Origin of the sequence: Arachidicoccus sp., from assembly GCF_050436765.1 — a bacterium.
Lineage (GTDB): Bacteria > Bacteroidota > Bacteroidia > Chitinophagales > Chitinophagaceae > Arachidicoccus.
On the sequence record NZ_JBNQGD010000429.1, the window covers coordinates 1 to 22,430 of the forward strand.

A 22,430-nucleotide genomic window follows, 5' to 3' on the forward strand; every position below is an offset into this window, starting at 1 on the left:
CTTCGTTTGTAGATAGGGCAATGGGCTTAAAGGGCTTCTGGTCAATACGGACTCGTTGGCTAAATTCATGAAAGAAATATTATCAGCAAGCTTAATATTCTGTGTATTCGAGGAATTGGAATTTTCAATGCGAAAATTAAACTGCATTTTACTAATTTGACCTATTTTAGTAGTAACTAAAATTACTCCATTAGCACCACGGGCTCCATATACTGAAGTGGCAGTGGCATCTTTTAAGATAGAAAATCCAGAAATATCGTCTGGTTGAAGACGTGCTAAATCCGTAGGAGATGATTCAATACCATCAATTAGAATTAATGGATCGACTTTACCTGTACCAAATGTTCCTACTCCTCTGATAAAAAAGGAGGCATTGTCTTTTCCCGGCTCGCCGCTCCTTTGAAAGGCAATCATTCCGGCAACCTTCCCAGCAAGCATTGTTGTGAGATTACTTGTAGGACCTTTCAACTCTTTAGGATCAACTGATGTAATCGCACTAATCAATGTAGATTTTTTCTGTTTACCATATCCAACAAGTACAACATCTGCCAAATTATCATTTGATGTTGCTTTCAAAACAATGTTTACATTATAAATACCATTGGCATTGGAGGCTTTAGTGTTAGGATTAATATCCTGTACCACGTAGCCGATAAAAGAGAATTCTAATGTACTATCTTTGGGGGAATGAATTTCGAAGTAACCTGAAGTATTTGACATTGTGCCAATAGTCGTGTTTTTTACTTTGACACTTACGCCAGACATAAGCCCCCCCTCGCTGTTCTTTATAAACCCTTTTACGACGATATCTTGTCCGAAGGCATAGCTAATTGTCAATAATACAATTATTAAACATTGTAAAAGGATATTGAATGATTTTTTTTTCATATTTGATTATCGCAGTTTTGAGTTTAGAGATGAATTAGGAAATAAAATTTGACAAACGTCTTCTATTTGTTTTCTTTTTAAAAGGAGTAATCCTGTAGTTTTTTAAGAAGAAATCATGAATGGTAAAATCATAAGCATGGGTCTAAATGGTAAAATTTTTCGTTTAATTCGTTAATTATTCTACAAAAGAATGATAAAAAAGCCGATAGATTAGGGGGTAAAACGATAATATATAGGGGTTATTTTGGTATTGTTTAACATTTGTCTCAATTACAATTAAAAAAAGACTAACGCGTTAATCTAACCTTAGATTTAAGGATGCGTTGAAAGGCAATTTGTTTAAAATTATAGGAATTTAGTTAAAATTATAGAAATCGCATTAACATTATGACCGCAGCGGCCCCATTTTTTTTGTAATAATAATAGCATTCTTCACCGGATTTGAAATGAATCAGCAGCCATGTCTGTCAGGCCTATTATTATAAAAATTATTTATCAAATATATTTAGGGACCAATTCTCTTCCCAGGGAATAGCGACCCCTCCCGCAGTTATTTTAATAGGCAAAAACTGATAACGGCTATCCATTAAGTCCTTCGGATTCCATTTATCTCCTACATAAATAAAACAGTTTTTCTTATTGGGCAGAGGGAGAATAAATGCTGGTTGTCCATCAAAAGTTGTTTTACTCTTCTCTCCTTTCATTGGATTGCCCAGCATTTTCCATGGGCCATATAAATTATTTGCAACACATAATGCTGCTTCATTGGGAGCCCAGCCAGTACAAGCACTTGTAATTAAGTAATATTGATGATTGTATTTAAAAATTGCTGGTGCTTCCCGATGTTTTGAGAATAATAAAGAATCTTTTTTTGTAACGTTCAAATAATCATCGGTTAATTGAACGATACGCATGTCGTAGTTATCTCTGGAAGAATATATTTCGTAAGCCTTGCCATCATCATCTTTATAAATAGTCATATCACGCGACATATTTCCATTGGGCCTAAAACTGCGCACATATTTATATGGTCCTAGGATATGATTACTTTCTGCAACACCTACTTCTGCTGCATTGTAGCCTCTGCCTCTAATTTCTAAATGAAACCAAAGCACAAACTTCTTTGTCTTTTTGTTATAAATAACTTTTGGCCGCTCCATAATCCCACCTTCAGCGATAGGACTTGTGGCATCTTTTGATTGTTCAAATACGACGCCTTTATACTGCCAATTATACAAGTCCTTTGAAGTGTAAACAGTAATTCCCTGTGACTGATGATCCCCTCTTTTTTCCCCAAACCAATAATAAATATGTTTGAAATAAAGGATAGTCCCTCCATGAGCATTTATTAAATTACCTTCGGTATCATACCAAAGTTGACCAACTTTGAAAGAAGTATTTTTCTGCTTTTTAAGTTGCGCATGAGATACATTTATCGTTATCGCAATGGCCAACAAGAGGCTGAATTGTTTAAGTTTCATAAGCCATATTTTCTATTCAAAATCGATATTCCAATACCTGAATTAATTGCGGCTCTAATGTAGATATTCCTTCGCCGTCGGCCTGCTCTACTCTTTGTACGAAAATGTCTAATCTATTTTTTCGCTTCCATAAATCAACATCAAAAGTAGGCTCCCAAGATTTTAAATTGTCATGGTAAATATCTTTTGTTTGCCAATTATTTCCTTTAAAGACATCCTTATTTAATGCTAAAGAAACCCTATTGGACCTTTCTTTATCTCGATAAAGAATACCCACTATTTCTTTTCCTTGTTTTTCTTTACAGATGATTTGAGGCCTTGATATAGGAATCTGTTTTGTACCCATTCCTGAAAGGCTAAAATTGGTATGCCTTAATTGTAGCGTTTGCGTAACCCATTTGTCATTTTTTAAAAATATCAGATGATATTGAGGCACATTAGCGCCTTTGTCTTTCCAGTAAGTAGCGATAAAAGGTATACCTGATTTATCGGCTGTCATTGAAGTTTGGTTGATTAATTCGCTATTTTCCGGAATGTGACAAGCATATTCTGCCGAAGCTTTCGTAATGGGTAAATCATATTTTTCTCCATCTGACTTTTGCCAAGTAATGCCTCCATCTTTTGAAACGGCATAACACAAGTCGTGATTACTGGCAACATCAGCACTTTCACGCCAAACCCAAGAGATGTGAATATAACCCTTTGCATCAACAAATGTTTGCCAATAGGCGCTGCGCTGTCCTTCGCCATCAATCAAATTATTATAAAGCTGTGTCCACTTTTTATATTTTAATTCATATTTATTGATGACTAAATTACCTTGACCCGACTGTCCATTTCGATAAAAAAACAATAAATCACCATTTGCTAATCTGTAAAATTCTGGATAAGTGACCCGCTTCTCTAAGTTGCCGGACATTGATATTTTACTGCCGAATTCCAATGAACCAGGAGCAATTCCTTTGGCATAATTCAGCGGACTATTATGTTCATCCCAAGCTAGATGTAAATAGCCATCGCCATCGACCTCAATACAGATGCAACGATGCGCATCAGAGGCATCTCCTTTAAATTTTGTTCGATGAAGATTCCATTTAGAAGCGTTAATTCTTCGTTTCCCAACGACTACATTTTGCTGTTCATCGTAATAGGCAATGTATTGCCAATGCTTAAAAGTTGCCAATGAATTTTTCCTGAAGATTACCGTGTTGACGGAGTTGTGTGCCCAGCCTTTAGCAACCGGAATCAGTTTTTGCGCATTTGCATTTGTGTAAAAAAGCAATGCGATAAATAAAGGACCCCAATACTTATTTCTTTTGATAAACTCTAACATAATCTATTTCGTATTTGGAAGGAAACGGAGTTTGTGATAGATCTCCACCATTGTCTCCGCCCAATGCTAAATTTAATAAAATATATTGTGGTTGCCTAAATGGATTTACACCATTTGCGTTTACCAGGCTATCGACTGGTATGCTATTCATCAAGAAATCATCTACATACAAACTTATTTTCTGAGCTGTCCAATCCATCCGCCAGATATGGAAATGCTTACTCCAGTTTTTTTGCTTAAAAAAATTAATAGCTCTTTTATTGCTATACCATTTTGCTACATTTTGTGTTTGGGTGCCACAAGCAATATTTGCTAATAGATGGTGCCGATAAAACTCCATAATATCGATCTCTCCACTAGAGGGCCATTGGCCTTTTACACCCAATGTCCAGAAAGCGGGCCAAAGTCCTAAGCTCGTATCAATTTTTGCCCTCATGACAAACCGCCCATACTTCCAGGTTTTATGACCACGTGTATTAAGACTCGCCGACGTATAATTTATCCATTCTCTATTCGCTTTCCAGCTTTTATTTCCAAGTTTATAATGAGGGTTTTTCCGGTGTGCTTTCTTAGCCTCTATCATCAACTTCCCATTTTTGCAGTAAGCATTTTGAGGCTGATACCATTGAGCTTCATGATTGCGCACAAAGCCATGTTCAAACTGCCATACGGTCGAATCGGGCTGGCCGTTATTGTTGAACTCATCCGACCAAACAAGTTGATATGCTTTTTTTTGACTATTGGCAAAGGGCAAAACGCCCAAGAGAAAGAACAGGAAAATAAAGAGTCTTTTGTTTAGCATAAAAAGATAAACATCGAGAAACGCCGCCTTACAAGCGCTTCTCGACTTTGAAAAATATTAATTATAACCGGGATTTTGCTCTAATACCGCATCTTTATTCAATTGTATTTCACTTAGTGGAATTGGTAGCAGCAAATTGGTATTGGTTAGCCCGGAAATTGGATGTTGTGCGTCATTAGCATTTAACTGCATCGCTCTTTTGACCAAAGTCCCGGTACGCATAAGGGTTTCTCTTCTGTTTTCTTCGCCCAGCAACTCCCTCGCTCTTTCATCCAATATAAAATTCAGTGTAATGTCTGAAGCAGACACTTTTCCTTCTGTAGGATAGTTTGCAAAAGCTCTTTGACGTAACACATTTATACTATTTGCCGCATCTTGTAACTTGCCTTGATCAAATTGAGCTTCCGCTTGAAGCAAATAGGTTTCTCCTAATCTCATAAGAATAAAATCTTTAATCATTGCATAACCAAAGACGTCATTGGGGTCGAATTGGCCCCATTTTGTTGTGCAGGGGCATATCTTATACAATGTGTCAGGACCAGTATAAGGAACCTGCTGGCCAAATTTGGGGCTTGTAGGGTTGTTATAATAATATTTTCTACGAATATTATAGGGAGAATTTCTGATATCGCCAGGCTGGTACAGGTCATAAAGTACCCAATTACTTAATCGTAACCTGGCAATTCCCCTGCCTCCTAAAGAATCACAAATGACCATTCCAGCAATATTATAATATGCTGAGGTCCACACGCGTCTTTGCTGCGGATTGTCTGTAATGCCGCCAACAACTGTACTTGGATTTTCTTCTTCCAGGACCCAAATAGCTTCGGTATTACCTTGAGCTCTTCTTTCATTTCCGTAATGAAACATATCCGAATAATAATCACCAGGCAGATTAGATACAACGCCATATCTATGATTAATCAAACTAAACTTACCGCTATTGATGATAGCTTGGGTTTGTATTTCGGCAGAATCTGCTTTTCCAATTCTTAAATAAGCTTTTGCCAAAAGTTGCATCGCCATATATTTATTGGCACGTCCATACAATTTGCCCTTGGAATTTGAAGGCATAGCCTCAATATCAGGTAAATGTGTCGCCGCAAAATTCAGGTCGGAAGTAATAAGATTATTTACTTGATCGAGTGGTGCTCTAGTAAAATTAGTTTGGGGACCGCTAACCGCATGTTCCACCAATGGCACACTCCCAAAAAGTGTCGCCAATTCATTATAGGCATATGCCCTGAAGAATTTTGCTTCCGCGTCGACTGAGTTTTTATCTGATTGTGAAACAGAAGTAAGATTAGAACTTTCGACATTATCAATGATAACATTTGTAAGATTTACCATTTGATAGTTGAGCGTCCAAATATGATTTGCTGCGACATCCGTTGAGGTTAACGTGCTATAATTATAATAGGGTATTTCAACGCCTTCCTGGCTTGCCGTTGCATTGGCAATATCGGTGCCAACCGCCCAGACACTGGGCCACCCTTGATGGGATGACCAAGAATAATAATTACTCAATTGATTATACAGACCTACTAAAGCCGCGTCAAAACCTAGTGAATCCGTAAGTGTAACAGGTGTATAAGATGAGTATGGCGTCTCATTGAGATAGCTTTTCTTACAAGAAAAACTTGTAAGACAGATAAGTGCCAATATAAAAATGGATATATACTTTTTCATTTCAAATATTTTTAGAATGATTATTTCAATGATATATTCAGGCCAAATACATAAGAGCGGGTTAATGGGTAATTGTTTGTCCAGTCTCCTGAACCTCTTGAAGAATAATTATCTTCTGGGTCCCAGCCTATCCATTTAGTATCGGTATATAGATTCTTACCTGTAGCATAAATTGTTAATCCGGCTAATCCTAAATGGTCAAGAATCTTTTGAGAAAAAACATAACTCAGGGTAACATCTTTCAATCTAGTGTAACTTGCATTTCTCGCCCAACCGTAGCCTCTGGTATTATTATAGGCCAATGAAGGAAAGTCATTATTACTATTTGTTGGCGTCCAATATCCAATTACTGCAGGCGTATTTCTTCTGCCTGATTCATCCGCATAAGTTAAATCGGGATCATTTTTCATAGCGCCTTGAACTGTTTGAATGAAAATATTCAAATTAAAGTTCTTGTAATGGAAAGTGTTGGTAATTCCACCAGTCCATTTAGGGCTGGTTTGGCCTAAAATCTCTCTATCATCGGCGGTAATTTGGTGGTCTCCATTTAAATCAACAAATTTCAAATCGCCAGCTTTTGCAGTAGGGTCCACCTGAGAAGGATCCTCCCCCGTTTGCCATACGCCCAGCATTTTATAATCATAAATTACTCCGATCGGCTTTCCAATAAACCATCTGTTACCTATATCATCTTTGCCATCACCATATAATTCAACGATTCTATTGCGATTGGTGGAGAAAACGACTGAAGTTTCCCATTTAAATAAACCATTAGTAATGTTCTGCGAGCTGAGGCTAAGTTCTAATCCCTGATTTTTTGTTTTACCAATATTATCCAACACAGATGAATAACCAGTAATAATAGGTATACTTCTTTTTAAGATCAACCCATACGTGTTATTCTTATAGGCATCAATGGTGCCGGAAATTCTATTGTTTAACAATGAGAAATCCAAACCCAGGTTAAATGTTTTTGTGCTTTCCCAATGTAAATTAGCATTTCCCAAATTTCCAGCTAACACACCAATTGTACTCACCCCATTGAACGGATAACGGACAGAGTTATCTGTTGTAATGGTTTGATAGACTTCAATACCTTCGTTACCTGTTTTACCGTAAGAGGCTCTCAGCTTTAAGTTATTTACAAAAGATACATTTTTCATGAAATTCTCCCTGCTAATATTCCAGCCAAAAGCGGCTGAAGGAAATAGTCCATACTTATTGGTATTTGCGCCCATGACAGATGCGCCGTCTCGACGAGCTGTTAAAGAAAGTAAATAACGACTGTCGTAATTGTAATTTATTCTTCCCATTTGTGAATTGGACCCATAACGATTACTATAAGAACTGCTTGTTTGCGTTGCGCCTGCACCCAAATTATTAAAAGAAATAATATCGTTGACAAAGCCTTTTGCCCCAGCCGTAGCAGTAATGTAAAGGCGTTGTTGTGCACTATATAATCCAGTAAAGTCTATATGGTGTTTTCCCCAATCTTTATCATAATATAATAAATTCTCTATCGTGTAATTATTGGTGTGCGCATTTGTTATACTTGCTGTGCCTAACATATCATTATCTGCACGGCCGGTATAACTTGCCGATCTTTCGGGCAAGTAAATATAACCGGCATTTAATCTATATTTCAGCCCTTTTAATACACCTGGAAAGGTGACCTCGGCATAAGCATTTCCATTGATGCTTACATTTCTGTTGATCTGTTGTGTTGTAAGACCTAATAAAGGATTTGTGTATAACAGCTCGGGATACATGGGGTAAATAGAATAAGTGCCATCTGCATTGTATTCATTTCCGTATGGACTCATAGCGGTCGCCAATAACAGATTGGCACGCCCTCCGTCATAATTGTTCGAAGTCAAGAAAGAAGACATTCCAATTTTGAGGAAATTGGTAATAGTAATATCCAGATTTGATCGAATATTTACTCGTTTATATTGATAACCTTTGATAACCCCTTTTTGATCCATGTATTCTCCACCAACATAGTATTTTACATTATCTGATCCCCCGGAAACCGTTAGGTTATGGTCCTGCATGATACCTGTTTGGGTTACTTGTTTAACCCAATCAATTGTTTTACCATTATTATAATTAGGTAGCTCTGAATAATTGGGAACAGGGCTTGTTTGCGTCTGTCCGGTGGCGGACAAATAATCCGCATATTTTTGGATGTATTGGGCCGCAGATCTAGGAGTTAAAATATGTGCAATATTCTCCACACCGGTGTAACCGTTATAGCTAAGTTGAGGCTTTCCCATTTTGCCCCGTTTGGTTGTTATCAAAATAACACCATTAGAACCCCTTACTCCATAAATAGCCGTAGCTGATGCATCTTTTAATACCTGAATCGATTCAATATCATTTGGATTTATGTCATTTAAATTCCCGCCTTGGGTTTGAATAAGCGGAATTCCATCTACGACAATATACGGCCCGGTACCGGCACCGATAGAATTTTGTCCACGAATCATAATATCGGGTTGCTTACCGGGTACGCTAGAAGTGCTGCTAATAGTTAGTCCTGGTACACTACCTTCAACCGACTGCATAACATTTGTTGAGGGTATCTGCGTTAATCTGCCTTTAGGCACGGAGGAAATAGCCCCCGTTACATCTGTTTTCTTTTGTGTTCCGTAACCGACTACAATTACAGCATTTAATGAATTAGCCTTACTGCTTTTCAAGATAATTTTTAAATTGGTTTGGTTACCTACGACAAGATTTTGGCTTTCATAGCCAATAAACGAGAAAATCAGAGTAGCCGCAGTTGGTGCAGTAATTTCAAAAGCACCGTTTGTGTTTGTTAATGTCCCCGTTTTAGTTCCTGCAAGCAAAACTGAAACATTTGATAAAGGCTCCCCTTTTTCATTAACCACGGTTCCTTTTACAACTAATTTGTTTTGCCCCATAACTGGAACTGCCAAAATAAAAAAGAACATAAAAAGCAGAAGAAATGTAGCGAGTAACACCTTTGGTTTCCCATTTCCATATTTGGGAGAAATAAAGTTATGTCTCATCGGATTAATTAATTGAGTGTTTGTTAACAAATATTTTACAGAATTCACGCCTTTCCAAGTTGGTCTATTTTTTAAATTTAACTTTGACATTTTGGTTCCTTACATTACCTATTGTAACCATATTTACTATTGATTAATGATATTAAATGTACAATATACTATTTATGGAAGCAACCCACTTACATACAATTGTTAGTGCAAATTACCCTTTAATTTTCTCTATCTACGGGGACAAAACGGTATAAAAAGGGGTCTTTTTAGGATTTATTAGCATTTTGACTGCATTGTATTAACAATTTTTCCTACTCGTCTGTTTTGGTATAAATTCCAATAAATCAGAAAGAAATATTTAATATACTCCGGTAAAACGATGGTAGGCAGCGGTTTATTGGGAAGCGGTATTTTGTACGCGGGGTGTTTGTTTTGTCATGACTTTTCTTATTAAATCTAAAATGTCGGCTATAAAAGGGCAGGAAACGGATTAATTGACATTTATTTTTAGAATTCATTGACACTTTGACTTCATTTCATTAACATTTTCCTCTTTTACTATAAAAAAGAGGGGAATCGGAACAAAACCCGAATACAATTATTTAATTAATTTAATGAATGATCGCGCGTAGTATTTTGGCTACTCCATATTTTCTTAGAGGTCCAATCTTTGTCATTTCCTTGCCAGAAGGTATCTGATGTGGGCAAACCTAACATCAAGAAGGCTTCGGAACACAGGTAAAGGCTGCCTGTAGAAATATATTCTTCACCCATATTTGGTTGGTGACCATATACCCCTATTTGCAACCAGTTATCCTTATCGAAAGTTCCTTTTGCATTTATTTGGTTTTTTATCACCGCGTATAAAGCGGCCCGAACTTGCCGTGGTTGTAGTGGCTTAGGTAATTGCTTCCATAGAGCGATCTGTGATAGTAGTTGGAAAGCGCCAAAACGATAAGTAGAAGAACGTCCAACAACAGGATAAGTGCCAATGGGAGAAATCATCATCTCCTGGATCTCTGCGTAACGCCTCGCACGTTTCAAAACTGTTTGATATTTAATCTTTAGATCTTCATCGGCAACCTGTTTGGCACTATCGGTCTCTATAATGGCTTTTAATACATCGAGCAGCATGGGCTGTATGACATAGCTATTGTAGTAATCCCAATGAAAAACCTGTCCATCCCCATAAGTACCATCACCCTTATAATAACTCAGGCATTTGTCAATATAGGCAATTGTTTCTTCGCGATGAAATGTTCCAGCGAATTTGTATAAAGCTGCTTCAACTGTAGCACTAAACATGACCCAGTTATTTTGAAAATGGGTTGTTGAACTACATTTTTCTAAAGCGGCAATAATATTTGCCTTTGTTTCAGGGTTCAAAGGATACCAGAGTTCGTTAGGGGCCCGCAGTAGACCCTGGGCCAAAAATGCTGCATCAACTATGGGTTGACCGTTAGAACTAAAATTCATATAATCGGCTCCTGTAGAGTCTGTAGCATTGTATAAACATTTTCTCGCCAAAGCAATATATTTACCTCTAAGTCTGCCTTCCTGCGTATGATCGGGACCTAGTTCTAGCCAGGGTGCCATGCCTGATAACAAGCGGCCAAAGGCCTCCAAATGGGTGTAGCGCTCTCTATGATTTCCGGAAGATTCTACCGGCATTGTTTTGTGTAACTCATTTTTACTGAGCGCTACTAAAACGGGATTTGCAATTTTGCTTAATGTCTCTACAAGAAAGGATCTTTCTTTAATTCCTTGATTGCTATTCTCTGCTATAGGCTGAGCATGGCAAAGTACGGCTATCAATAAAAGCGTAAGAACTAAGTAAATTCGTTTCATAAAACTTTGATTTATTTTACTTCAAACAATATTGCTTCCATAGCATATTTTGCTAACGAAGTTATGTGAAAGCTACCATCCCCTCACGGATCTTTAGCTTGCGAGATCTAAGTCGCAAGATGGTTTGGTTCACAGAAAAACATGATGGGATTTGAATGAAAATGGCTTTGCTACCATTACTGTTGATTTGCTTCTTTTTTCTCCAAATCTTTATAATATGCTTGAAGGATATAAAATGCTTCTTTTTTATTGCCTTTATTATCAAACAGTCCTTTGCGGTTCCAGCCTTCCTGATAGATTGGATTATTCCTTCTGGGAGATCTAAAATCGGCCAAAACCCAAGGGGACATACCCACCCAGTTTTTAGGCATACGTTGTAGCATGGCTATTTGTTCTCTATAGTACCAAGCCTGATATTGTTCACTGAATCTGGTAAGAGAATCCGCATGAAAACCGTATTTTGCGCCTGCACCGGTCTCACTAATAAATAAAGGCTTGTCATATATAGTGGACCAATTAGTCGTTCTGCATTTATCGGGAGAACCTCCATACCAACCTAAATATTCATTAAAAGCGACCAGATCTACATAAGCTCCCAAGGGATCATTTATTACATTCAATTTTTTGCCCGAATCATAATTTACTTCCAAGGCGGCAGAAACCATTCTAGTATTATCCATTTGATGCGCTTTATTGATAAGTGCATGCATAAAATTAGTTCTCGTAGGACTTACAGGTGTTTCATTGCCTACTGACCAAATAATAACGCTCGCGCGATTATGGTCTCTGGTAATCATCGTCTCCAATTGACTCTGGGCATTTTCATAAACAGATTTATTGCCAAAATCAATCGTCCAATAGACAGGAATTTCCGACCAAACCAATATGCCTAAAGAATCAGCCAGCCTGGTCATCGTTTCGTCGTGTGGATAATGGACCAAGCGCACCATATTGCAATCTAATTCTTTGGCTTGATGCAATAAATAAGCCGCGTCTTGTTGGCTATATGCCCTTCTCTGCTCTTGTGGAATTTCTTCGTGAATACTAATGCCACGCATAAAAAGCGGTTTACCATTAAGCAGCACTTGTTTTTTATATGCCTCAATAGTTCTAAACCCAATCTTGTCAGTTATTGAGCTATTTTGAGTACCTATGATTACTTTATAGAGTTTGGGCTGCTTGGGGGACCACAGCTGTATGTGGGGCAAAGTAAAATTGACGGTTAATGTTTGTCCGGTAGTTGAGAATTCCTTTTTAAAATTCAACTCGGGAATTTCAATCGATATTTTTTCTTGGGCGGCGGGCACTTTATTCAACTTTATCCATCCGATAACTTCTGCATTTTTTGTCGCAGGAGCACTTCCGGCCGCTGCTCTCTTAAGATGAATAAAATAATCTCTAATAAATAAATTAGGTAGCTCCACTAAAGAAACATTGCGCGTAATGCCACCATAATTCCACCAATCGGTATTGAGTGTAGGAACATCGTCTTTATGACGGTTATTATTGACCCTGACAACCAAATAATTATTTTTTGACTTGAGCAAGCCTTTGGGAATTTCAAAATTAAAAGGGGTAAAGCCACCAATGTGCATCCCCAATTTCTTTCCATTAAGATAAACATCTGCCCGATAATTAACTGCCCCAAAATAGAGATAAACATGCGTGTCGGCCGGCTTTGTATTATAATCAAAAGATTTTTTGTACCATACGGTACCTTCGTAGTATTGAAACTTTGGGTATTGATGATTCCAATCCCCTGGCACTTGCAATGTGTATTTGTCGCTATAGCCAAATTCTTTCATATCCGATTTGCCGGCTGGAATATCTGATGACCAGTAAGCAGACGGATTGTTTTGAGCTAATTCTTTGTACCGGTAATCATAGAAACCTGTTTCATAGGGATCCATAATATACTGCCAACTGCCATTAAGACTAATAATCTCCCGACCGGGAATATTGGTAATTAAACTGTCCTGCGACCGAGCTGAGATAGCAAGGCAAAAACAGAAAAACAAAACAGGTAAACTTCTTTTCAGATAAAACATATATGATATTGCTTAAATAAATTAACGTTGAACATGGCATTTTGAATCGTTGTGTATAGATCCAATAAACAAATGTCTGTGCAAATTAGGACATATTTGTATTAGTTATAGGGTGCATTTTAGTAATATAAAGGTACATTTTAGTATAATCGGTCCATAATTGTAAAAACCATTGATTCACTAATGCTACTAATTTGAATGGGGAGCAAAAAGAATAAAGCCATCGCAAAATCAATAATGGCCCCTTTCAATTATAAAGAATAAGAATCTTGAAATGGCTTTCTATATTTTTTAATGTAATTAGATGGCGTCATGCCAAAGGTTTTCTGGAACTGGGTACGAAAATATTTTACATCTCCAAACCCAACTGTCAAAGCTGTTTCACTAACATTATTATTTGTGTTGATAAACATCTCGGCCGCTTTTCTTAAGCGGACAAACCTTACAAATCCATTTGCAGAATATCCGGATATATAGTGGATTTTCTTATATAGTTTGGAGTGACTCATACACATTTCATCTGCTAATATCTTTATATCGAACTCGGTATTATCTAAATTCTCTTCGACTATTTCAATACATTTGTCTAAGAAGGCTTTATCTTCCGGTGAAATGTTTTGACTATTCTCTTGTAGGGTTATTTCGTTGTAAAAATACTTTTGTAAATTATTTTTGGTGTTAAGCAGGTTATTTACGCGCGCGATCAAAAATTCCTTTTCAAAAGGTTTGGTAATATAATCATCCGCGCCAGATTCTACACATCTCAATTTTATTTCAGCGGAGACTTCTGCAGTAAGTATGATTATTGGAATATGATTTAGATTTCTATCGCTTTTAATTTGCTGACATAATTCATCTCCATATATTTTCGGCATTATAAGATCCAAAATTACAAGGTCAGGGTGCCGTTTCTTTATAACATCAAGTGCTGTTTTGCCATTATCACATTGAATGACGTTGTAATCTTTACTAAATAAGCTAAACACATAATTTCTAATTTCTGCATTATCATCTGCAATTAAAATCGTCTTCTTATCTGATATTATTTTATCTTGGAAATTTTCCGGTTTCGGATTAGCATTTACTGGAGGTTCTTCAAAGTTTGAATCCTCCTGATCAATTATTTCCTCTACCAAACCTTTCTCATGGTATTCACTTTCAATTATTTCTATTCCTTTAAAATGGTCTTTGCCCTTCAAAAGCTCGATTGTGAACGTAGTCCCTTTTTTCCTTTGACTTTTGTAATTGATTATTCCATGATGGCGTTCAATAAAATTTTTAACCAAAAATAGCCCAATGCCAAACCCCGTTTTAGTGGTACTTTCCAAAGAATGTATTTGATAATATTTTTGAAATACTTTTTCCCCGATTTCTTCGGATATACCCTGGCCCGAGTCCGAAATAGTTATAAATACCCTTTGTTCATTTTCTGTGATTTCTACTATTATTTCGCCGTTTTCAGGCGTATATTTCATGGCATTAGAAATTAAATTAAATAAAGCAATTTCTAGCTTTTCAAAGTCGCCATAAATGCTCAGACTTTCATTCTCACATAGGTATGTGTAAGTAATCTTTTTAGTCTTTGCCTGATAAATAAAACTGTCGAAAACATCTTTGCCAATCTCGTATAAATTCAGCTTGCTAATTTTTAGTTCATATTCTTCCACGTCTGCTTTCCTGAATAATAATAACTGACCTACAAGGCTTAACATCCTACGTGAATTCTTATAAGCTATTTGTATTTCTTCCGGTTTTTCGGAACCATCATCCGATTTCATCAACTCTTTTATCGGGTTGATGATAAGGGTGAGCATTGTTCTAAATTCATGGGAGATATTGGTAAAAAAGGAAATTTTTCGTTCATTCATTTCCTTTTCTGCATCGGCATTTATCTTGGTGATTTTCATCTCATAGGCTAATCTAATTTGATTCTGCCTATATCTGAGATATAGATAAACAGCCAATCCAAAAGCAAAAAGATATAAACAATAGGCCCACCAAGAGCGATACCAGGGCGGCAGAACTGTAATGTTTACGACTCTCGCAATACCTTTCGTTCCATCGGCATAAACAGTATTGATAATTAGCTTATAATGGCCTTCATAAAGATGTGAATAGGTTGCGCTGCGTATTGATCCAACTTTGTTCCAACTTTTATCCCAGCCCTTTAAGATATATTCATAAGAAATATCTTCTGCACCTGAATATTCCAAACCCGTATAACTAAAAGAAATATTTGCCTGATCAAAAGGAATCGTTATTGATGGAAAGTTAACCGGGGTATAATTCTGGGGTAAATAATTCGTATTTTGTATCGGGGTGTTATTTATTTTGAAATCGGTTAATAATAAAGGAACTTTTTTATAAGCCTTTTTTATGCTGCCGGGATTAAATATATTAAAACCATTAATGCCTCCAAAAAGCAATTCGCCGTCACGTAGTTTAAGCGCAGCATTATAACCGAATTGATTGCTTTGAAGTCCATCATTTGTATTGAAATTAATACACTGTTTTGTGTGAGGATTAAACTCGACCAATCCATTATAGGTACTGCACCACAGGTTACCAAGACTATCTTTCAAAATATTTAAAACAGAGTTACTTGGCAACCCGTCTTTTTCCGTATAATGTATGAATGATTTATCTTTTTCATTAAAAAAAAGAAGTCCGCCACCTTCAGTTCCGAGCCATATATTTTGTTGATTATCTTCTATAATAGATCTTACCGGGAAACCAACATTATAATAAGTATGTTTTTGATGAGCCGTATCAATCTTAATTAAATTACTGTAATCTCCTACCCATAAGCGACCTTTTGTATCTTCAAAAAGTGTATGAATATTTATAAGTGTGTTATCAAACAATTCAAACTTGTTTTCTTTTTCATTGAATCGAAACAAGGCGTCTCCAAGCGTGCTTCCAACCCAAATATTATGCTTAGAATCTTGAAAAAGTTTCCAAAAATTGACATCATATTTACCTTTAATCGCATTAAAACATTTGTAGTGGATAAAACTATTGTCGCTTGGATTAAACAAATCGATCCCCCCATTAAAAGTAGCAATCCATATTCTATTTTTATAATCATTTAAAATACTTACGACATAATTACCTGTGAGCGAATTAGGATTACTGCTATTGTGTACATAATTCTTATATTCGTTTGTTCGCGGATTCCAATAACTCAGGCCACCTCCGTCGGTTCCGATCCAAATATTATTTTTTTCATCCTCGCAAAAGGAAAGAACAAAATTACTTATAAGAGAATTTTTATTGTATGGGTCATGCTGAATTAAATCAAACAACTTTGGTTTAGGATTTAAAATACTTACGCCTCCTCTTAAAGTAGCAATCCATTGCTTATTGGCGGCGTCTTCATAGACTGCATAAACTGCATTACTTTTTAAAGAATTTTTTTCAAGGCCTTCTTTCACGAACGAAATATTTCCTGTTCTAAGTGTGATTTTTGCCGCGCCATTGCCATCGGTTGAAACCCATAAGTCTCCTTCTTTATCCATAGACAAATTGGTGATACTACTTTGTTCTAATGCGCGATTAAAAACACTTTTTGAACCACTTTTTAAGTTATAGATATATAATCCACTTTCGGTACCCACCAGAAGTGCATCTTTTTCTTTCCAAAAAAGCAATTTTGTCGCATCATTTAGCGAAGTATTGATTACTGAAAACTTATTTGTTTGTTTACTGAAAAGACAAAGGCCTACTTCTTTGATACAAACAAAAACTTCCTCTTGATTAAACAAACAGATAGAGGAAGCGTTAAAGTTTGGGTTCTTCCGATAGGCAATTTGATCGAAATAATCCTGTTTTTTTTTCTTTTCTAACAGACCATTGTTTTCAGTTGCAATAAAAGTATTGCCTAAACTATCACTTATAATATCTTTTATTCTTGAGTCAATTATCTTTCTTTTGCTCTCTCCAAAAGGTATATAAGAAGCCGGGAAAAATTTGAATTTCTTATAATTAAATAGAGAAACACCTTTCATTGTACCTACCCAAATAGAATAGGCATTATTTTGACTGAGCGCAACAACGTGATTATTAATTAAGGATGTTGTATCCATCCAACGATTCCTAAAAGTTTTGAATGTATAACCATCAAAACGGTTAAGTCCGTCATAGGTGCCCATCCACATAAAGCCATAACCATCCTGCATTAGACAAGTAACTGAGTTGTTAGAAAGGCCATCCTTAAAACTCAAATTGTTTAGTGAAGCACTTTTTTGTGCATTTATTTTTATCACTAAAAAATAAAATAAAAAAAATAGCAGATAAGATTTCTTCGGCATTTTAGCTTTCGCGTTATACAATCAAATAATGGTACAAAATACAAAAATTTCTCTGTCAAAATAATAATTGACAAACTTTTCTACATTCCAATTTTCTTTCTGGCGTTTAGATATTTTCTTAATGTCAGGCATATTGGCTAAATATCCCTATATATTCTTTTATGAGATAAACTTCCAAAATAGGCTGTGTACATGTATTACTTTCAAAATATTTCAACCAAACAGATAGATAGAATAGCTAAAGAGCGAGTTTTGGTAGCCCCGGCGGTAAAATTCTATAATAGATTTCCGAATAATGAAAATGTTTGTTTATTTTGAGTTGTGCAAGTAAACCTAAAAACAATACTATCCTTTCTCCTCTTCACCTTACTGTTTTGTGCGGGCAGTCGTGCACAGAATAATGATTCGTTGCCGAGAAAAGAAAAAAGCTTTTTTGGGAAATGGATAGAAAAGGGAATGCAAAGTATAAGACACAAAATAGATACTACGGACATTACTGCACAGTATAATGCCCGCATTGAAAATTATTATCAACCCTACGAGGGGAAAATTATTCGTAATATTGAGTTTCGGGAGTTTGGTTTTGAAAGAAGTTTCTCAGATACGGCGAGCCGCATCAAATATTTCGGCACCAATATTTTGAATCATTTGCATAACAATTCTAAAAGCTGGGTAATACGGGCTAATCTGTTTATAAAAAAAGGAGATTCCCTGCATGCTTATGTTGTTGCCGATAACGAAAGGTATTTGCGCTCACTCAACTTTATTCGTGATTCGCGTATCTTAGTAAAATCCATTAGCCCTACATCGGACTCCGTAGATTTGTTAGTAGTTACTAAAGACCTATTCAGCCTTACCGGCAGTATCCACAATTTTACGCTGGATAAACAGGAATTATCAGTCGGCGATGAGAATTTTTTAGGGCTTGGTCAATCTATTTCAGTGGATATGTTACAAGATAGAAGTAGAAATCCAAATTATGGAATAGGTGCAGAATATGAAAAATACAATATTGGGAATTCATTTACCAATGTAGGCTTACGCTATTCGGATATTGGAAGCAATATTTATAATTATAACAAGAACGAACATGGTGCATACATCAACATTGACAGACCATTGTATTCACAATACGCAAGTTATTATGGTTTTTTGCATTTAAGTAATGTATGGTCGGTGCATAGTTTCCCTCCATTTGAGGGTCTGGATAGTAACTTTTACAAGTATCATTATAGGATGTTAGACGCGTCCGTGGGCTATAACATTGACGCCAAAAGGCATCTGGGCGAAAATATAGTACCATTAAGAAAAGTAATCAGCCTGCGCTATTACACTTATAATTTTTTGGAATCGCCTTATCAATTTCAAAACAGGTACGTGGAAATGCTCAATAACAGGCAAGCATATCTGGCACAGTTTACATTGTTTAAGCAGAAATTTTTTAAGACCCGCTATATATTGGGTTTTGGCGCAACCGAAGATATTCCTTACGGTTTTAATTTTTCTTTTACTGGCGGGTGGTATAAGTTAAAAGATTTGTCACGCCCGTATATCGGTATTGATGCTAACAGATATGCTTATACGGAGAAAGGTGATATTGTCCAGTTCTTTTTAAGGACAGGTACCTTTTTAAACAGTGGATTGCAAGACGGGACAATATTATTTGGTTCATCATTTTATAGTCGATTAATGGTCTGGAATAATTTAAAAATCAGGCAATTTATGCGATTGAGTTATACCAGTCAATTCAACACCTATGTGGCAGAACCCTTAAGAATCAATAATACTTTTGGCTTACAGGATTTTATTCAGGATTCAATCCAGGGCAACCAACGCGCCACATTGCGAAGTGAAACTGTGTTTTATACGCCAGGGAAAGTGTTTGGGTTCTCTTTCGCTCCCTTTCTAACAGGAGATTTATCTTATCTGCCTCCTACCACGAAAAGTATAAATCAATCATCCTTTTTCTACGGTATTGGTGGTGGATTACGCACTAGAAATGAAAATCTAGTTTTCGGCACTATCGAGTTAAAAGCCATTTATTTTCCGAAGAGAATTCCAGGACAGCATCAATTTAAAGTGGGTATTACGACTAATCTACGATTTAGGTATAACTCTAATTATGTAAGTGAACCCTCACTAATTCAATATAATAGCGATATTCGAAATGATATTTTCTAATCTATACTATTTTGAAATTAATCCGGAAATAATATTTACTGAAAGCGCAATAATAATAGCGTTGAAGGCGAATGAGAATAAACCATGAAGTAAGGATAAACGCCTAATTCGACGGTCGGTTATCTCTACATCAGAAACTTGAAAAGTCATTCCCAAAGTGAAAGAGAAATAAGCGAAGTCGATAAAATCTGGTTTGTTATCGCCCGGAAAATCCAGCCCCCCTTGGTGTGGCGCCTTATGCGTCCTATCTTTCGCATAAAATAAGTGCGCGTAACGGATCGCGAAAATAGTGTGCACCAACCCCCAAGACAATACCATGCATCCAATACCAACGGATAAATAAAGAGTTTCAAACCTATTTGCGGTAGAACTACCCACAATCATTTCTACAACCGAAAACATACTAAAACTTGTTGCAACTAAAATAAGAATAAATATTACAATTCTACTGTCATCTTGTTTTTGTGCTTGTAACCTTATCTGTTGTATTGGTGTCGTAAAAAAAGTAATCCAGGTAAGTACCAGTAAGCAAATACACAAAATATCCCAGCTAAATACCAGGTGCATCAATGGTTTCATAGAACACAAAAAATAAGCTAACATGGCTGCCAAAATGCTGATTACCAGTTTTTGTAAGGCTGATAATTTATTGACGAATGAACCTTTATATTCCTCCATAATTTGTGCATTGTTTTATGAAGGTAAAGTGAATTTAATAATTCTAGATAAAAAAATAGCTATTCCTAACCTTTTCCGCTTCCTATTTTAAATGAATCGGTATGTCCTTTTACAAATAATTAAATCCAGCATTCAAATTGCCAATATGGATGGCAAATCTAACCGACTTAATGACTATTATGTCCTTATGCAAGACAGCGATTTGCCAGTTTGTAAGGGTAAAACATATTTATCATCTTCATCTGCCTACAAATATCCATCTCTCAATTCCACGCAAAAAGCCCCGTAAGAGCAACTCAATCACTTATCAACATACATTCAGCAAGTTCTTTATTTCCTCTATCGCCATTTTTGACAGATCTACATTGAAAACGCAATAAAAAAGCAGCATTTTATTGCTGCTTTTTTGTATTAGGCTGAATTTCTTCCCGCATTTATAATTCCGAAGGAACAACGCATAATCAATTTTTCGTAAACAGTTTTCACGGCGCTTTGCGATTGCTTTTGATCCAATTGCGTGAATTTATATAAACCGTATTGTTGAATGGTCAACAAAGGCAATACAATGCGTTCTCGCATCTGAATAGACAATGATTCTACCGGATAGTTGGCCATTAGTTCATTTTGCCCGTTTAATTTAAGAATCATTTTTTCAGACAACAAGTACTCTTGATAAATCTGCTGCCAAATCTCTCCGTACTTTTCGTTATTTGCATGAAACTGAGTCAACGGGAAGAAGCATTTCTTCATCGACATCTCACTGTTATCGATTAATGCCCGGAAAAACAGAGATTTTTTATATAACGCTTGAACCTCCTTGAATCTACCAGCAGTTTCCATCGCTTTCAATGCGGTACCAACACCATAATACCCGGGAACGTTTTGTTTTAACTGGCTCCATGACCCCGCAAAAGGCACCGCACGCAGACTATCTAAAGTTAATTTAGACGCCGCACGTTTTGTAGGGCGGCTTCCGATATTAGTTGCTCCATAAAAACGCAAGGGACTCGCGAACGCCAGGTACTCTAAGAAAGAAGGATCGTTTTTCAATTCACAATATGCAGTGAAACTTTCTTCTGAAAGGGTGATTAATAAAGCTTCTTCTTCTTTTGTAAATGTTTCTTTCGCGGGACGTAATACGTCATTGGCGATTCCTGCATTCAACATTTGTTCAATATTGTATTGAGCCGATTGTTTTGTGCCAAAATTGGAGCTTACCGTTTGCCCCTGCACGGTAATTTGAATTTCCTTATTTTCAATATTACTTCCCATTGAAGCATAAAACTTGTGTGTTTTTCCACCACCCCGAGCGGGGGGGCCGCCACGGCCATCAAAAAAGACTACTTCTATATCATATTGACGAGAAATACTTGTCAGTTCCTCTTTGGCCTTATAAATACTCCAGTTCGCCATCAAATACCCCCCATCTTTTGTACCATCAGAAAAACCCAACATTATGGTTTGCACATCTCCTCTTTTTTTCAAATGATTTCTATATGTTTCATTGGAATATAGTTGTTGCATTATAGAGGACGCACTTTTCAAATCCCCAATTGTTTCAAAAAGTGGCACAATATCCACGGTCAATTCATCAGGCTTCCAACCACTCAACTTCAGCAAACCATATACTTCTATCATATCCAACGCGGACTCGCAATGGCTGATGATATAACGGTTACAGCCAAATTCACCATTTTTACCCTGAATGGTTTTAATGGTTTTCATAGAATCAATCACATCTTTAAACAATACATCGGTCAATAATTTTTCATTTACCTTTGTTTTAATTTTTAGTAAAGTACTTATTTTTTCACCGTCCGACATTGTATTGTAGCTTTCGGTAAGACCATTTTTGGTTTCACTCAAATGTTGCAATAATTTATGATGTATTGAACTATCCTGACGAATATCTAAAGTCGCAAAGTGCACACCAAACAATTGTATCTTCCCAATCAATTCATCAACTAAATTCACAAAAAGACCATTGTGCATTTCAATAATCTTTGCGCGCAGTTCACGTAAAGTTTTTATTAAACCTCTTTGTGTAATTTGAATTTCTGTATTTTGCTCAAATAATAAAGAATAAAAAGATTTTTCTAATCCAATTACGATATCCTCAATTCCTTTAAACGTGAGCCTATGCCGC

12 protein-coding genes are annotated in these 22,430 nt (G+C 36.4%); 1 reads left to right on the forward strand and 11 read right to left on the reverse strand.

The window, feature by feature from the left end; translation table 11 throughout:
- The 9 genes from ACQR30_RS18105 to ACQR30_RS18145 form a co-directional block, all read right to left on the reverse strand.
- Positions 1-888, reverse strand: an 888-nt coding sequence (locus tag ACQR30_RS18105; protein ID WP_429737206.1) for a TonB-dependent receptor plug domain-containing protein, incomplete at its 3' end; no start/stop codon positions are given.
- Between the two features lie 488 nt (positions 889-1,376).
- Positions 1,377-2,369, reverse strand: coding sequence for a glycoside hydrolase family 43 protein (locus tag ACQR30_RS18110; protein WP_429737207.1), 993 nt, complete (start codon positions 2,367-2,369; stop codon positions 1,377-1,379).
- A 16-nt stretch (positions 2,370-2,385) separates the two neighbouring features.
- The gene (locus ACQR30_RS18115) at positions 2,386-3,702 is read right to left on the reverse strand and encodes a BNR repeat-containing protein (RefSeq protein ID WP_429737208.1); all 1,317 of its coding nucleotides are present in this window, start codon (positions 3,700-3,702) and stop codon (positions 2,386-2,388) included.
- Complete coding sequence (locus tag ACQR30_RS18120; protein ID WP_429737209.1) at positions 3,677-4,504, reverse strand: glycoside hydrolase family 16 protein; 828 nt, start codon at positions 4,502-4,504, stop codon at positions 3,677-3,679. Before ACQR30_RS18120 ends, ACQR30_RS18115 begins: the two co-directional genes overlap by 26 nt.
- A gap of 57 nt (positions 4,505-4,561) precedes the next feature.
- A complete protein-coding gene (locus ACQR30_RS18125; RefSeq protein ID WP_429737210.1) occupies positions 4,562-6,193 on the reverse strand; it encodes a RagB/SusD family nutrient uptake outer membrane protein in 1,632 nt (543 codons plus the stop codon).
- 20 nt (positions 6,194-6,213) lie between these two features.
- Positions 6,214-9,228 carry a SusC/RagA family TonB-linked outer membrane protein gene (locus tag ACQR30_RS18130; protein WP_429737211.1) on the reverse strand — a complete coding sequence of 1,005 codons (3,015 nt, stop codon included), beginning with the start codon at positions 9,226-9,228 and terminating at the stop codon, positions 6,214-6,216.
- 597 nt (positions 9,229-9,825) lie between these two features.
- Positions 9,826-11,067, reverse strand: coding sequence for a DUF2264 domain-containing protein (locus ACQR30_RS18135; RefSeq protein ID WP_429737212.1), 1,242 nt, complete (start codon positions 11,065-11,067; stop codon positions 9,826-9,828).
- 176 nt (positions 11,068-11,243) lie between these two features.
- On the reverse strand, positions 11,244-13,115 hold the full coding sequence (locus tag ACQR30_RS18140; protein ID WP_429737213.1) for a glycoside hydrolase family 2 protein: 1,872 nt from the start codon (positions 13,113-13,115) through the stop codon (positions 11,244-11,246).
- Positions 13,116-13,366: 251 nt separating this feature from the next.
- Positions 13,367-17,380 (reverse strand): hybrid sensor histidine kinase/response regulator transcription factor, encoded by a 4,014-nt coding sequence (locus tag ACQR30_RS18145; RefSeq protein WP_429737214.1) that lies wholly within the window; start codon positions 17,378-17,380, stop codon positions 13,367-13,369.
- Between the two features lie 501 nt (positions 17,381-17,881).
- Between ACQR30_RS18145 and ACQR30_RS18150 the strand changes: the two genes are divergently transcribed.
- Positions 17,882-19,606, forward strand: a complete 1,725-nt coding sequence (locus ACQR30_RS18150) for a hypothetical protein (RefSeq protein WP_429737215.1) — start codon at positions 17,882-17,884, stop codon at positions 19,604-19,606.
- A 6-nt stretch (positions 19,607-19,612) separates the two neighbouring features.
- On the opposite strand, the gene ACQR30_RS18155 is transcribed toward ACQR30_RS18150, so the two are convergent.
- Positions 19,613-20,284, reverse strand: coding sequence for a DUF1345 domain-containing protein (locus ACQR30_RS18155; protein WP_429737216.1), 672 nt, complete (start codon positions 20,282-20,284; stop codon positions 19,613-19,615).
- Between the two features lie 411 nt (positions 20,285-20,695).
- The coding region (locus ACQR30_RS18160; protein WP_429737217.1) for a phosphoenolpyruvate carboxylase at positions 20,696-22,430 on the reverse strand (1,735 nt) is incomplete at its 5' end.